This is a genomic window from Shimia sp. W99, from assembly GCF_053851455.3.
Map to the genome: position 1 here is coordinate 1156397 of NZ_JBSQBU020000001.1, position 14593 is coordinate 1170989.

Annotated in this window: 14 protein-coding genes; 8 read left to right on the forward strand and 6 right to left on the reverse strand. The window is 60.5% G+C overall.

The features are described from left to right. The first annotated feature begins 113 nt into the window (after positions 1-113). On the forward strand, positions 114-1427 hold the full coding sequence (locus ACS3QZ_RS05575) for a DUF5930 domain-containing protein (protein ID WP_456036943.1): 1314 nt from the start codon (positions 114-116) through the stop codon (positions 1425-1427). Next, positions 1417-1926 (forward strand): bactofilin family protein, encoded by a 510-nt coding sequence (locus tag ACS3QZ_RS05580; protein WP_093094409.1) that lies wholly within the window; start codon positions 1417-1419, stop codon positions 1924-1926. The genes ACS3QZ_RS05575 and ACS3QZ_RS05580 overlap by 11 nt, the downstream gene beginning before the upstream one ends. A 99-nt stretch (positions 1927-2025) precedes the next feature. Here ACS3QZ_RS05580 and ACS3QZ_RS05585 read toward each other — a convergent pair whose 3' ends face one another. From ACS3QZ_RS05585 to ACS3QZ_RS05605, 5 genes are all read right to left on the reverse strand, one after another. After that, complete coding sequence (locus tag ACS3QZ_RS05585) at positions 2026-3006, reverse strand: Hint domain-containing protein (RefSeq protein WP_456036944.1); 981 nt, start codon at positions 3004-3006, stop codon at positions 2026-2028. Between the two features lie 157 nt (positions 3007-3163). Next, positions 3164-4129 carry a DUF3179 domain-containing protein gene (locus ACS3QZ_RS05590; protein ID WP_456036945.1) on the reverse strand — a complete coding sequence of 322 codons (966 nt, stop codon included), beginning with the start codon at positions 4127-4129 and terminating at the stop codon, positions 3164-3166. A 72-nt stretch (positions 4130-4201) separates the two neighbouring features. Next, positions 4202-4936, reverse strand: coding sequence for a DUF4336 domain-containing protein (locus ACS3QZ_RS05595; protein WP_456036946.1), 735 nt, complete (start codon positions 4934-4936; stop codon positions 4202-4204). 3 nt (positions 4937-4939) lie between these two features. Beyond that, on the reverse strand, positions 4940-5494 hold the full coding sequence (locus ACS3QZ_RS05600) for a peptidylprolyl isomerase (RefSeq protein WP_456036947.1): 555 nt from the start codon (positions 5492-5494) through the stop codon (positions 4940-4942). Continuing rightward, the gene (locus ACS3QZ_RS05605) at positions 5481-5993 is read right to left on the reverse strand and encodes a peptidylprolyl isomerase (RefSeq protein ID WP_093094414.1); all 513 of its coding nucleotides are present in this window, start codon (positions 5991-5993) and stop codon (positions 5481-5483) included. Before ACS3QZ_RS05605 ends, ACS3QZ_RS05600 begins: the two co-directional genes overlap by 14 nt. A gap of 129 nt (positions 5994-6122) precedes the next feature. On the opposite strand from ACS3QZ_RS05605, the gene ACS3QZ_RS05610 reads away from it, so the two are divergent. Together ACS3QZ_RS05610 and ACS3QZ_RS05615 are read left to right on the forward strand one after the other, a co-directional pair. After that, positions 6123-7313, forward strand: a complete 1191-nt coding sequence (locus tag ACS3QZ_RS05610) for a phosphoglycerate kinase (RefSeq protein WP_456036948.1) — start codon at positions 6123-6125, stop codon at positions 7311-7313. 136 nt (positions 7314-7449) lie between these two features. Further along, complete coding sequence (locus ACS3QZ_RS05615; RefSeq protein ID WP_456036949.1) at positions 7450-8343, forward strand: fructose bisphosphate aldolase; 894 nt, start codon at positions 7450-7452, stop codon at positions 8341-8343. A gap of 283 nt (positions 8344-8626) precedes the next feature. On the opposite strand, the gene ACS3QZ_RS05620 is transcribed toward ACS3QZ_RS05615, so the two are convergent. Then, the gene (locus ACS3QZ_RS05620) at positions 8627-10255 is read right to left on the reverse strand and encodes an acyl-CoA dehydrogenase family protein (RefSeq protein WP_456036950.1); all 1629 of its coding nucleotides are present in this window, start codon (positions 10253-10255) and stop codon (positions 8627-8629) included. Between the two features lie 164 nt (positions 10256-10419). Between ACS3QZ_RS05620 and ACS3QZ_RS05625 the strand changes: the two genes are divergently transcribed. From ACS3QZ_RS05625 to ACS3QZ_RS05640, 4 genes are all read left to right on the forward strand, one after another. Continuing rightward, on the forward strand, positions 10420-10722 hold the full coding sequence (locus ACS3QZ_RS05625; RefSeq protein WP_456036951.1) for an FtsB family cell division protein: 303 nt from the start codon (positions 10420-10422) through the stop codon (positions 10720-10722). 118 nt (positions 10723-10840) lie between these two features. Next, entirely contained in the window at positions 10841-11830 is a 990-nt protein-coding gene (gene pdhA, locus ACS3QZ_RS05630; protein WP_093094418.1) for a pyruvate dehydrogenase (acetyl-transferring) E1 component subunit alpha, read from the forward strand. A gap of 23 nt (positions 11831-11853) precedes the next feature. Then, positions 11854-13230, forward strand: a complete 1377-nt coding sequence (locus tag ACS3QZ_RS05635) for a pyruvate dehydrogenase complex E1 component subunit beta (RefSeq protein ID WP_456036952.1) — start codon at positions 11854-11856, stop codon at positions 13228-13230. A gap of 12 nt (positions 13231-13242) precedes the next feature. Next, complete coding sequence (locus ACS3QZ_RS05640; RefSeq protein ID WP_456036953.1) at positions 13243-14547, forward strand: pyruvate dehydrogenase complex dihydrolipoamide acetyltransferase; 1305 nt, start codon at positions 13243-13245, stop codon at positions 14545-14547. Positions 14548-14593 lie beyond the last annotated feature (46 nt).

A 14593-nucleotide genomic window follows, 5' to 3' on the forward strand; every position in this document is an offset into this window, starting at 1 on the left:
CGTATGGAATGGGTCAATTTCCTTGCCCGATCAGTCACCTGCCGTTAAGAACTTGCCGCGAGGCGCCCCCACTCAAGAGCGCCCACCTTGGGGATGGGACAAGGAACGAACTGGTGAGAACAACACTCGAAATCCGGCTGCATGCCTTTCTGGAGCGCTTTTTTCCGGAACGCCGCCTCTTTCTGAGATCCGACACAGACACCCGCTTTATCCGGCTTCGGCCCTCCACGCAGTTGATCGCCTTCGTCGGCTCCACGCTGATCGTCGCATGGACCATTGTTGCCACCGCGATCCTGCTGATGGACAGCATCGGCTCGGGCAATTTCCGTGAACAGGCCAAGCGCGACCAGCAGACCTATGAATTGCGCCTGAATGAAATGTCGGCGGAACGCGATGCCCGTACATCCGAAGCGCTCGCTGCACAAAACCGCTTCAACACTGCCCTGCAGCAGATTTCCGTAATGCAGTCGCAGCTTCTGGAATCCGAAACCCGCCGCCGCGAGTTGGAAACCGGGATCGAGGTCATTCAGGCCACGCTGCGCCGCACCATGAAGGAACGTGAAACCGCACTGGCCGAACTGAAGTCGCGAGAGTCGCAACAGGACAAAAACGGCACCTCGCTGGCCGCCAATTCGCTGCAGGGAAACGACATGCTCGGCATTCTGTCCGAAGCGCTGGCTGAAACCGCGCAGGAACGCGACCAGGTCATCGCCGATGCCCAGGCCGCCCTGCACGACGCCGAAGAGGCCCGCCTTGATTTGGCCCTGATGGAAGAAAAGAACGAGCAGATCTTCCGCCAACTCGAAGACGCCATGACCGTATCCGTCGAGCCGTTGACTAAGATGTTCAACGCTGCCGGACTCGACACCAAGACCCTCATGGAAGAGGTCCGGCGTGGCTACAGCGGTCAGGGTGGTCCGATGATGCCGATCTCCTTCTCCACCTCGGGCGGCGATCTAACCCCCGAGGCACAGCGCGCCAATCGTCTGCTGGACCAGATGGACCAGCTCAACATGTACCGCATTGCCGCTGAAACTGCCCCCTTCGCCAACCCGCTGAAATCCGCGTTCCGCTATACCTCCGGTTTCGGAATGCGCTGGGGCCGGATGCACAAGGGCACCGATTTCGCCGCCCGCTACGGCACACCGATCCACGCGACCGCCGACGGTGTGGTCGTTCATGCCGACTGGCTGTCGGGCTACGGTCGCCTGATCAAGATCAAGCACGAGTTCGGCATCGAGACCCGCTACGCCCATCTGGCAAAAATCCGCGTAAAAGAGGGGCAAAGGGTCTCGCGTGGCGAGCTTATTGGTGATATGGGCAACTCCGGACGTTCTACCGGCACGCATTTGCATTACGAAGTACGCGTGAACGGTCGAGCCGTGAACCCGATGACCTTTATCAAGGCTGGAAGAGATGTTTTCTAAGAGCAAAATCAACGAACCTGCACCGAAATCCGCTGATCCGGCCAAGCCCGCTGCCCCGGATTCGCCGGCAATCCCTGCCGCCCCCGCCAAGGGCAGCGACTTCAAGGCATCCGCCCCCAAGGCCAAGCCGCCCGCGTCTGTCCTGTCTTCGGACCTGCACATTACCGGCAACCTGCGCACCACGGGCGATATCCAGGTCGAAGGCACCGTGGAAGGCGATATTCGCGCCCACCTGCTGACCGTCGGTGAAAGCGCCACGATCAAGGGCGAAGTCACCGCCGATGATGTCGTGGTCAATGGCCGCATCGTGGGCCGTGTACGCGGCCTGAAGGTGCGCCTGACATCGACCGCCCGCGTCGAAGGTGACATTATTCACAAGACCATCGCGATCGAAAGCGGCGCCCATTTCGAAGGCTCGGTTCAGCGTCAGGACGATCCGCTCACCAAAAAAGGTGAAGCCCCCGCGCCCAAGGCCGCCGCGCCCAAAGCCAACGGTTAAGAAACCAACCAGATCAACTTGAAACGCCGCCCGTTCGAGGCGGCGTTTTTTGTTGGGCCTGGCGGCGCGGTACGCGCCATGGCGCGATACTGTCTCGTCTCATGCCACCATCAATTTGCGCAGGATGTCCGCCTCATGCGGCTTCAGGCACACCCGCGCCGCATGGGAAAACGCACTCTCGCGCTCACCGAGTTCAGGGAAAAGATGCAACACCTCACTGCGCGTTTCCTCTTCGAGTGTGTCTAGGGCCTGAGGTCCCGGAAGAAAGCTCTCGCTCGGCGCGCCGTTGGCAAACACGATCTCGTGCCGGTCGAACAGGATATGCACATATGTCACCGACCGTTCCAACACCTGGCGCACCCCCTTCATCCCCAATAGCCCCTTGGCGGCAATCAACACTTCGGGTTCCTGAAAGTACAATTCGGACTGCGGCGGGCGCAGCAGCATCCGGTGATTGGGCGACACCAGCAAGGCCCCGTGCGTGCCAAGCACATCTTCCCCGATCAGCACAGGCGCAGTCCTGCGGCTGGGTTTGATCGTTTTCCGGCCGATCCAGCGCAACGGCTGGAACCCATTGTCCCGCGTCAGCACCCGATCCCCTTCGCGCAAGGTCTCGATGGGTCTCTGCCCCATGTCGGTGACAATCATGGTGCCTGCAGTGAAGCACACCACCAGATCGTCATAGGCAACGGCCCCGTCCGTGTTGAACGTGCCAAATGTATAGGTGACATTTGGGTCCAGCAGGAAATCCGAAACGATCAGCGGTCCGTAATTCGCTTGCCCGTTCGAGGCGAGGAAATAGACCGTGCCGCTCGACCCGTCCGATCCGGTCACGGTGTATTTGTAACGCACGTCGACGGTGTCACCTATGTTGATCCCGGTCACATCCGACGCAATCACGTTCTGGTCAGTCACGTCCGAGCCACCCGTGTGGGTAAAGTCACCAAACTCGCTGTCCCGGAAGCCATTCGAATCGTCGATCGAAATCTGACCTGCGTCCGAAATGGTGAACGTGCCGGAATGCGGGTAGGTGCTATCCCCCCCGGTAATCCGGTAAACCTGTACTGTCTCGACTGCCATCGTACTGCCTGAAACGCGTCACACGCGGAAAAGAGCCGAACTTTGGGTCGGTTTTCCCGCCCCCTCAGGCTAGTGTTCAAACATGTCCAAAATTGGTTAAGAACCCGGCGAATTCGCACGCCGCGCATGGCCGAATAAAGGCCACCCAAACACTGCTCTAGCGGCCCAGCATCCACTGTCCGTCCGGCCAGAATGCGTGAAACGCAAAAGCGAACATCACATCGTGGGGCATATCCTGTCCGCCCGCGGTTCGCACCCGGATCGACCCAACATCCTTGCCCCGCCCAATGGTCCCGGTATCCAGCGCCGAGGCCTGCCCCGCCTCCCAGCGGATCACCACCCCCGCTTCGCGCAACTCGCCTGCTCCGACCAGCCTTTCAAGCGGCCAGGCGCGGTCCCCAACACGCACCACCCGCGCCAGCGCAGCGATGCCATGCGGCGGCGACTCTCCGCTGTAAAGGAACGGCCGGGAAGAACTGTCATAGTTCACATATGGGTTGCTGCCATACCGCCTTGCATGCGCAGGCTGAGCCATCACCAACCCCTCGGGATGGCGCGCCCGGAACTGGTCCCAGCTTTCCATCCACGTTGGCAGTGCCCTGAGCTCCGCCCCCGTCATCTCCCCCACAATCCCGATGCCAAGCGCCTGCTGCCACCAGCTTTGCGTCTCGCGGTCGTACATCACCATGTCACTGTTGCGCAGCTTGCCCGACACACCAAAGGTCAACACCCTGCCCTTCACCCGCCGGTCAAAGGTCAGGGCCGAGTTGCACAAGGGGCAGAACGTGACCGCGATCGGCACGCCACCAACCTTGTCATTCACGATCTCATGCCACGTCAGGTAACGGATCGGATAGGCACGCGGCTCCGCCCCCTTGATCTCGACCGTAACCACTGGCTCCATGCCCATGATTCCGGTCTCATCACTGACCCGGATGAACTGCGGATCACTCAGCGCCGGAATCCCGTCCTTGGGCGGTCCACCGGACAGGATTTCAACCCAGTTTTCAACACTGGTTTGGCTGAAATCCGTGTCTGGCCATTCGTGTTTCCAGAACTCCGGATCTGCGGACACGGGTGCCGACAAAGCCAAGGACATGGCAACAACAAGCTGTTTCATCATGATTGGGTCCCTCCCAACGCAACTTTGCGCGCAGTGCAGGTCAGAACCAAGCCAAGCCTTTTCACATCCACGTCACCCGTGTTTCAGAACCGCTCCGAACGCGCCTTCAAGAAAAGCCCTGCCACGCGTCTTCATCCACGCCCCGTGCGCCAGCACCACGCGCTCCGGGTCCCACGCCAATATGCGCTGCAATTGGGGTCGTAAAACGGCCTTGTCAAATGTGGCCTTCATATCCGGCGGCATATGTCCCTGAGGCGCCGCAATTCCGGCCAGCCGTACAACGGGCCGCATCCACCAAGGCAGTTTCGCCGGCTCAAAGTTCTCAATCAGGTCCGTCAGGATAAGCGTCCGGCTGGCCTTGTGAAAGAACACCGCCTCCCGATGTACCTTGCTGCCCTCAACAACGAACCCGTCAATCTCATCGCCCCAGGGCATCTCCGCCCCCTCCAGCGCCCGATCGAAGTGAAGCGCAAGCCCCTTCTTCGCGGCCCGCTCAACCACACCCGGCGCGGCCCAGCTCTCCGCATCGTGAAAGGCGGCCTGCCACTCGGCCACATAGGCATAATGTATCCAGTTCGGGGCGACCAGAAAGGCAACCTTGCCAAGCGCGGCGATCTCGGCCTGCAACTCGGGTGTTAGCCGTGTTGGGGAATGAACCCAAAGCCGCCCGTCCGACAGGCGCGCAACCGTGGCGCGGGTCGAAAACGGCAACCCGTAAAACGAAATCGCCGAGCCATCTATGATCCAGAGGCCCGGCGCAATTTCTTTCGGCGTATCAAGCGGTTCGTATCCGGTTGACCCGCCCATCACTTATTCGGTCACGGTGACTTTTTTCATCGCGTCCGGCTGGCCGATCACGGCGCCATTGCGCCCCTTGCCCAGCTTGATTGCATCCACGACATTCATCCCATCCGTGACTTTGCCAACAACGGTGTATTGACCGTTCAGGAAGTCACCATCGTCAAACATGATGAAGAACTGCGAGTTGGCGCTGTCGGGGTCCTGCGAGCGCGCCATGCCGACAACGCCGCGTTGGAACCGCATCGACGAGAACTCTGCCGGCAGGTCGGGGCGGCTCGAACCGCCACGCCCGGCCATGCGCATGTCGCCGCCCATCTTGCCGAATTGCACATCGCCCGTCTGGGCCATGAAGCCTTCGATCACGCGGTGAAACACCACCCCGTCATAGGCCCCTTCCGAGGCCAGCGCGGTGATCTGTTCCACGTGCTTTGGCGCGACGTCTTCGAACAGGTCGATGGTGACGGTGCCGTTGGCCCCTTCCCCGGCGATCTCGATCTGGAGGCCGCTTGCCCAAACCGGTGCGGCCAACAGCGCGAACGCCGCAGCCAGTTTAACCGTCGACATCGGCCGCCACCTTCACGCTGATCATACGGTCCGGATTGACAGGCGGCTCACCGCGGTTGATCGCGTCAACATGTTCCATCCCCGAGATCACGCGGCCATAAACCGTATATTGACCATTCAGGAAATGATTGTCCTTGAAGTTGATGAAGAACTGGCTGTTCGCGGAATCCGGCATCTGGCTGCGCGCCGCGCCCAGCGTGCCACGGTCATGCGGAATGCGGCTGAACTCGGCTTTGAGGTTGGGCAGGTCGCTGCCCCCGGTGCCCGCGCGGCGCAGGTCAAAGTTGTTTTCCATGTTGCCGTTGGCCACGTCGCCGGTCTGGGCCATGAACCCCTCGATCACGCGATGAAAGCAGACGTTGTCATACTGGCCCGAACGCGCCAGTTCCTTCATCCGCTCGGAATGCCCGGGCGCGATGTCCGGCATCAGCTCGATCACGACGGTGCCGCTGCTGAGTTCCATCAGGATCGTGTTTTCGGGGTCTTTGATCTCGGCCATGGGGCTCTCCTGTCTGTTTGCTTGTGCGCTAGTTAATCACCGTCGCGCCGAATGCCAAGAGAGCGCATTGACCCCACGCCTGTTTCGGCTAGGAAAGGCGCAACGCATTTGCATATGGAGATTGGGAACATGGCCTGGAAAACCCTCGACCAGATGGACCTGGCAGGAAAACGCGTGCTCACGCGTGTCGACATCAACGTGCCGGTTGTCGAAGGCACCGTGACCGACGCCACCCGCATCAAACGCATCGTTCCCACGGTCAAGGACATCCTCGCCGCTGGCGGCAAGCCGATCCTGCTGGCGCATTTCGGCCGCCCGGGCGGCGAGCGGGTCGAGAACCTTTCCCTGCAACAGCTGGTCCCGACCCTTGAAAAAGCTTTTGGTGCTCCGGTTCTCTTTGCAGCCGACTGCATCGGCCCCGCGGCACAGGCCGCCGTTGACGCCTTGACCTACGGACAGGTTCTGCTTCTCGAAAACACCCGTTTCCACAAAGGCGAAACCAAGAATGATCCCGAGCTGACCGCCAAAATGGCGAAGCTGGGCGATGCCTATTGCAACGACGCTTTTTCGGCCGCCCACCGCGCCCATTCATCGACCTGCGGTCTGGCCGAACATCTGCCTGCCTGCGCAGGGCGCCTGATGCAGGCAGAACTCTCGGCCCTCGAAAGCGCGCTCGGCAATCCCCAGCGCCCCGTGACCGCCGTAGTTGGCGGGGCCAAGGTCTCGACCAAGCTCGAACTCCTCTCCAACCTTGTTGAAAAGGTCGACACGCTGGTCATTGGTGGCGGCATGGCCAACACCTTCCTCATGGCCCAGGGCAACCCGATCGGAAAATCGCTGGCCGAACGGCTCATGGTCGACACCGCCCGCGAAATCATGACCAAGGCCGACGGGCTGAACTGCACCATTCTTTTGCCCCGCGATGTCGTGGTCGCGCGCAAATTTGAAGCCAACGCCGAGAACGAAACCGTCCCCGCCGATCAATGCCCCGAGGACGCCATGATCCTTGATGCCGGTGCCGCGAGCGTCGCCGCCATCGACGCCGTTTTCCAGGACAGCAAGACCCTGATCTGGAACGGTCCGCTGGGCGCCTTTGAAATCGAACCCTTCGACGCGGCCACCAACGCAGCCGCGCTCAAGGCCGCGGCGCGCACCAAGTCGGGCGACCTGATCTCGGTTGCAGGCGGCGGCGATACTGTCGCGGCGCTCAACGCGTCCGGCGCGGCCAAGGACTTCACCTATATCTCCACCGCCGGGGGCGCCTTCCTTGAATGGATGGAAGGCAAGGTCCTCCCCGGCGTCGCCGCGCTCGACCAATAAGCAATCACTGACGCTGACCCGCTGTTTTGCCATCGGGTTAGCGCCACCATAATTGCAAGCCCGGCGTGCGTGGACTAGAAGCAGGTCAAACGTGCCCGGCCGGGCCAAACCACCAACATTTCAAGGCGAAACAGATATGTCCAAACAGTCCCAAGCAGAAAAAATCTCCAACGGCGCAGGCTTTATCGCGGCCCTTGACCAATCCGGTGGCTCGACCCCCAAGGCGCTGCGCCTCTATGGGGTCGAAGAAAACGCCTATTCCGGCGATGAAGAGATGTTCGCCCTGATCCACGACATGCGCGCCCGCATCGCCAAGGCGCCCGCCTTTACCGGCGACAAGGTGGTTGGCGCGATCCTGTTCGAAATGACCATGGACCGCGAAATCGACGGCATCCCGACCGCGACCTTCCTCTGGGAAGAGCGGGGCGTGGTGCCCTTCCTCAAGGTCGACAAGGGTCTGGAAGATGAAGCCAACGGCGTGCAGGTCATGAAACCCATGCCCGAACTCGACACGCTCTGCGAACGCGCCGTGGCCAAGGGCATCTTCGGCACCAAGATGCGCTCGGTGGTGAACTCGGCAAATGCCGAAGGCATCAGGGCTGTCGTGGCGCAGCAATTCATGATCGGAGAACAGATCCTGCGCCACGGGCTGGTACCGATCATCGAACCCGAAGTGAACATCAACGCCGCGGACAAGGCCGAAGCCGAAGACATCCTTCTGGCCGAACTCAAAAGCGCGCTCGACGCCCTGCCCGAAGATCAGCAGGTCATGCTCAAGCTGACCCTGCCCGAGGCCGACAACCATTACCTGCCGCTGGTCAACCATCCGCGCGTGATGAAAGTTGTTGCGCTCTCCGGGGGCTACAGCCGCGATGAAGCCAATGAGCGCCTGTCGCGTCAGACCGGCATGATCGCCAGCTTCTCCCGCGCCCTGACCGAAGGTTTGAGCGCCCAGCAGGACGATGCTGCCTTCAATGCCAAGATCGCGGACTCGATCGAAAGCATCTATAAGGCCTCCGTCGCAGGCTGAGCCTGACACGCGACACGCACCGGCGGCGCCCCGCATCCGGGGGGCGTTGCCCCCGTCACAGCCTTGCTGTGACTCCCCCAGGGTATTTCGGGACCATTCAGAAACAGAACCGCACGGCGGTTTAACGCCGCCGTGGCGCGCCTGTTTGCCGACGCAATACCGACGTTATACCGACGCAAAACCGATCGTCTTATTGGAGCCTTTTGGCCTGTTAACCAAGGGATTCCGCGTGATTCGCCACCGATGGCCGGAGGGCGCGGCGCCCGGCCCCTTCATCGCGTCTTTACGACCCGTTTGCCAACCGGCTCAGGATCGCGTCGACATCAAGCCCCGACACCGCGCCATGAACCGACCCGCGCGCGCCTGCGACCCGGCTGGTGACATAGCCTTCGGCCACAGCGCTTGGAGCAGTCCGGATCAATGCCGCCGCCGTCAGCAACGTCGCAAGGCTCTCTGTAAACCAGCGCGCCTCGGCCTCTTGCGGCAGGCCCGGCCAGCGCTCAAAATGGCCTTTCAGCGCCGCGTCATAGCGCCGATCCGCCCCGGTCACGCTCTCCAGCACTTTGCGCAGCACGTCCCCGGTCTCCGGTTCGCGCACCAACGCGCGCATCACATCAAGGCAGATCACATTCCCCGATCCTTCCCAGATCGAGTTCAGCGGCGCCTCGCGATAGAGCATCGGCATCGGCGTTTCCTCGACATAGCCGATGCCCCCAAGCACCTCCATCGCCTCCCCAACCACGGCGATACAACGCTTGTTATTCAGATACTTGGCCAGCGCCACTCCGATCCGCGCCAACGCCCGGCTCTCCTCATCCTCCCGATCAAACGCGGCCGCCATGAACATCGCCACCGCCAGCGCGCCCTCGGTGTCCAGCGCCAGATCGGCCAGCACCGACCGCATCAACGGCTGGTCAATCAGGCGACGCTGAAAGGCAGACCGCCCCTCAACCCACCAGTGCGCCTCGGCCAGCGCCGCCCGCATCAACCCGGCAGGCGCCAGCGCGGTGTCGAGCCGCGTATGATGTACCATCTCGATAATCGTGCGTACCCCGGCCCCCTCATCGCCCAGCCGATAGGCCAGCGCGTCGACATATTCGATCTCGGAACTGGCATTGGCCTGGTTGCCCAGCTTGTTCTTGAGGCGCTGAATGCGGAACCCGTTGCGCTCCCCGTCCAGCCAGCGCGGCACGAGGAAACAGGTCAAGCCGTCCTCGGCCTGTGCCAGCGTCAGGAACCCGTCACACATCGGCGCCGAACAGAACCATTTATGCCCGTTCAGCCGATACGCATCGCCCTCCCGCACCGCCCGCGTGGTGTTGGCCCGCACGTCCGAGCCACCCTGTTTCTCGGTCATCGCCATGCCCAGCGTCGCCCCCGCCTTTTCTTCAATCGGGCGCATCGACGGGTCATAAACCCCTGACGACAAACGCGGAATCCATGTCTCGGCCAACTTCTGATCCGCCTGCAGCGCGGGAACCGCCGCATAGGTCATCGTCATAGGACATGCCACGCCCGGCTCCAGCTGTGCCTGAAAATAGGCCAGTGCTGCGTGGGTCGCATGTCCGCCCTTGTCGGCTGTCCAGGCCACGCTGGCATAGCCTGCGCCCAACCCCTCCTGCATCAACTTGTGATAGCCGGGGTGAAACTCGACCTCATCCACCCGTCGCCCGGAGCGGTCAAACAGCTTGAGCCGCGGCAGGTCACGCTGCGCATCCGTGGCCGCCTGCAATAGCGCCTCGGACCCATAAAGCGCCCCGACCCGGGCCAACCGGGCCCCATCCGCACCCGCCGCCCCGGCATGGTCGCGCAGAGCCAAATCGTTGGCCCACAAGTCACGCACCCCACGCGGTGTCGGCTGGTTGAAGACTTCGTGCGTGCCCAAGCGGCTGACCGGATCTGAAACTGTCATGTTGTTCTCCCTCGTCGCCAGCCTGCCAAAGGAATCCACCCCGACCAAGCTCGCCGTTGCGTCACATTTTTGTTGCCCGAACGTGGGTTTAGGGGATTCACAGGACGAATCAGATATGGCATAGTCCCTGCACACGCCCCGGCAAGAGGGCACAAGAGGCAGACATGACAACGCAAAAATCCAGACCAGCGATCGGTGCGCTCGTGTTTTTCGGGCTGGCTTTCGCCTTGTCTTCCTATTTCACTTTCGCCGCCGTTCAGGGCGACTATGGCCTGTTTCGCCGGGTAGAAATCCTTGCAGAAAAAGACAAGCTACAAGCCGAACTGGCCGAAGTGCAGGCGCAAGTGGCGCATATGGAAAACATCACGCACCGCCTGTCGGACGAGTATCTCGACCTTGATTTGCTGGACCAGCAGGTGCGCGATGTGCTTGGGATGATCCGCGCCGACGAGATCGTGATCCGCTAGACTCCTCAAAACACTGAAAAGAAACGTACTTTTCCGCTCGCAAGTGCCGCACGTCTGCGCTACGCTGAAATCCTGTATTGTTTAACGCTAAACTATTCAGCGTTCGGGAGGGAATGGAATGGCGGCCAGACGCACCACCAAGAAGACGAATGTCTCTGGGGATGAGCTCAAACAGTTCTATCGGGACATGCTTTTGATCAGGCGTTTCGAAGAGAAAGCGGGTCAACTTTACGGAATGGGGCTGATCGGGGGCTTCTGTCATCTTTATATTGGTCAGGAAGCGGTCGTCGTGGGGTTGGAAGCCGCTGCCGAGGAAGGCGACAAGCGGATCACGTCATACCGGGATCACGGCCACATGCTGGCCTGTGGCATGGACCCCAACGGAGTCATGGCCGAACTGACGGGCCGCGAGGGCGGCTACTCCAAGGGCAAGGGCGGCTCGATGCACATGTTCTCGAAGGAGAAGCACTTCTACGGCGGTCATGGCATCGTGGGGGCGCAGGTGCCGCTTGGCGCAGGGTTGGCCTTTGCCGACAAATACAAGGGCAATGGGCGCGTCACATTCACCTATTTCGGTGACGGCGCCGCCAATCAGGGCCAGGTTTATGAGACCTTCAACATGGCGGCCCTTTGGGACCTGCCTGTGATTTTTGTCATTGAAAACAACCAGTATGCCATGGGTACCGCGCAGAAACGCTCGACATCGACCCCCGATATCCACACCCGCGGTGAGGCGTTCGGCATTCCCGGTGAAGCGGTCGACGGCATGGATGTGCTGGCCGTCAAAGACGCCGGCGAACGCGCAGTGGCCCACTGCCGAAAGGGCAAGGGCCCCTATATTCTCGAAGTGAAAACCTATCGCTATCGCGGTCACTCGATGTCAGACCCGGCCAAGTACCGCACCCGCGAAGAGGTCCAAAAGATGCGCGAGGAGCGTGACGCCATTGAACATGTGCGCCACCTGATCCTTGAAGGCAAACACGCCAGCGAAGACGATCTCAAGGCGATCGACAAGGAAATCAAGGCGGTGGTAAACGCCAGCGCCGACTTCGCCAAGGAAAGCCCTCTGCCCGCAGCCGAAGAGCTGTGGACGGACATTTACGCGTGATCTGACAGAGGAGAGTTGAAAAGATGGCAACCGAAATTCTGATGCCCGCCCTGTCCCCAACGATGGAAGAGGGCACTTTGGCCAAGTGGCTCGTGAAAGAAGGAGATACGGTCTCTGCAGGCGATATTCTGGCCGAGATCGAAACCGACAAGGCCACGATGGAGTTTGAAGCCGTGGATGAGGGTGTTATCGGCCACATCCTCGTGCCCGAAGGCACTGAGAACGTAAAAGTCAACACGGCCATCGCGACCCTTCTGGAGGAGGGCGAAGAAGCCGGAGAGGCACCTACAGCTACTGCCCCAGCCCAAGCCGCCTCATCCGCCGCCGAGCCCCCCTCAGAGGTCCCTGCTTCTGTCTCCCAAGCGCCTCAGCCCGCGCCGTCGGCCGACCTTACGCCGGATTGGCCCGAAGGCACCCCGATGAAGCAGCAGACAGTGCGCGAAGCGCTACGCGACGCCATGGCCGAGGAAATGCGTGCCGACGAAGACGTCTACCTGATGGGCGAAGAGGTTGCCGAGTACCAAGGGGCCTACAAGGTCAGCCAGGGTCTGCTTGACGAGTTCGGCTCCAAGCGCGTGATTGACACGCCGATTACCGAGCATGGCTTTGCCGGGATCGCCGTTGGGGCGGCCTTTGGCGGGTTGAAACCGATCGTCGAGTTCATGACATTCAACTTTGCCATGCAAGCCATTGACCATATTATCAATTCAGCGGCGAAGACACTTTATATGTCGGGTGGCCAGATGGGCGCCCCAATGGTGTTCCGCGGCCCCAATGGTGCCGCCGCACGCGTCGGTGCACAACATAGTCAGGACTACGCGGCCTGGTATGCGCAGATTCCCGGCCTCAAGGTGGTCATGCCCTACAGCGCCTCGGACGCAAAGGGCCTGCTCAAGTCCGCGATCCGCGACCCCAACCCGGTGATCTTCCTCGAAAACGAGATCCTGTATGGGCGTTCCTTTGAAGTCCCGGCAATGGAAGACTTCACGATCCCCTTTGGCAAAGCCCGGATCTGGCGCGAAGGCAGTGATGTCACCATCGTGAGTTTTGGAATCGGGATGCAATATGCCTTGGAAGCCGCTGAAAAGCTCTCGGAAGATGGCATCGAGGCGGAGGTCATCGACCTTCGGACCCTGCGCCCCATCGACTATGGCACCGTGATCAACTCGATCATGAAAACCAACCGCTGCGTCACCGTCGAGGAAGGTTGGCCCGTCGGCTCGATCGGCAACCACCTTTCGGCAACGATCATGGAGCGCGCCTTTGACTATCTGGACGCCCCCGTGATCAACTGCACCGGCAAGGACGTCCCCATGCCCTATGCGGCAAACCTTGAAAAACTGGCGCTCGTGACCACCGACGAGGTGATCGCAGCCGTCAAGCAAGTGACCTATCGCTGAGGAGACCCGGATATGCCTATTGAAATCCTCATGCCCGCCCTCTCGCCGACAATGGAAGAAGGGACCTTGGCCAAGTGGCTGGTAAAGGAAGGTGATACTGTCGCATCCGGCGACATCATTGCTGAAATCGAAACCGATAAGGCCACGATGGAGTTCGAGGCTGTCGACGAGGGGATCGTCGGGAGGATACTGGTTCCCGAAGGCAGCGAAGGGGTCAAGGTCAATACCCCCATCGCGATGCTGCTTGAAGACGGTGAAGATACCGATGACCTGGAAATCTCGTCGTCAACAACAAGTGCTTCCGCGGCCACACCGGAAGCCGCCGCAGCGCGCCAGGCTCCCCTCACCCCTCCTGCTCCGAAAGCAACGCGAACGGATTCTGGAGCACGTGTGTTTGCCTCTCCACTGGCCCGCCGAATTGCGGCGGAAAAAGGCCTTGATCTGACGGCCATCTCCGGTAGCGGCCCAAGAGGCAGGATCGTCAAGGCCGATCTGGAAAGTGCGCCCGCGGCCAAAGCGCCGGATGCGGCACAACCCTTATCTGCTGCCGCGCCAGCGCTTGCATCCGCACCTGCAAAAGCTCCGACCGTGGACGCATCAGCCATCGCGAAAATCTACGAGGGCCGCGAATATCAAGAAATGCCCCTCGATGGGATGCGCAAAACAATCGCTTCTCGATTGACTGAAGCCAAGCAAACCATTCCGCATTTCTACCTTCGCCGAAACATCCGACTGGATGCACTGCTCAAGTTCCGAGGCGAGTTGAACGCGCAGCTTGAAACCCGTGGCGTCAAGCTTTCCGTCAATGACTTCATCATCAAAGCTTGCGCGCTTGCATTGCAGGCCGTTCCAGATGCCAATGCTGTTTGGGCTGGTGATCGCGTTTTGAAACTGGCACCTTCAGATATCGCGGTAGCCGTGGCAATTGAAGGAGGCCTGTTCACACCAGTTATCCAGGATGCTGACGCAAAATCGCTTTCAAAACTGTCGTCCGAAATGAAAGATTTAGCGGCGCGTGCCCGGGATCGCAGGCTCGCTCCTCATGAATACCAGGGCGGAAGTTTTGCAATTTCGAATTTGGGGATGTTTGGTATCGACAACTTCGACGCGGTGATCAATCCTCCGCACGGAGCCATTCTGGCTGTAGGTGCCGGGGTAAAAAAGCCGGTAGTTGGCAAAGATGGCAACATCGTAGCAGCAACCGTCATGTCGGTAACACTATCGGTCGACCACCGTGTCATTGATGGGGCATTGGGTGCAGAGGTGCTCAATCACATTGTGTCCAATCTTGAGAACCCGATAGCAATGCTTGCCTAAATGCACGAAAACGCCAGCTCAGCGAGCTGGCGTTTTCTGTTACAAT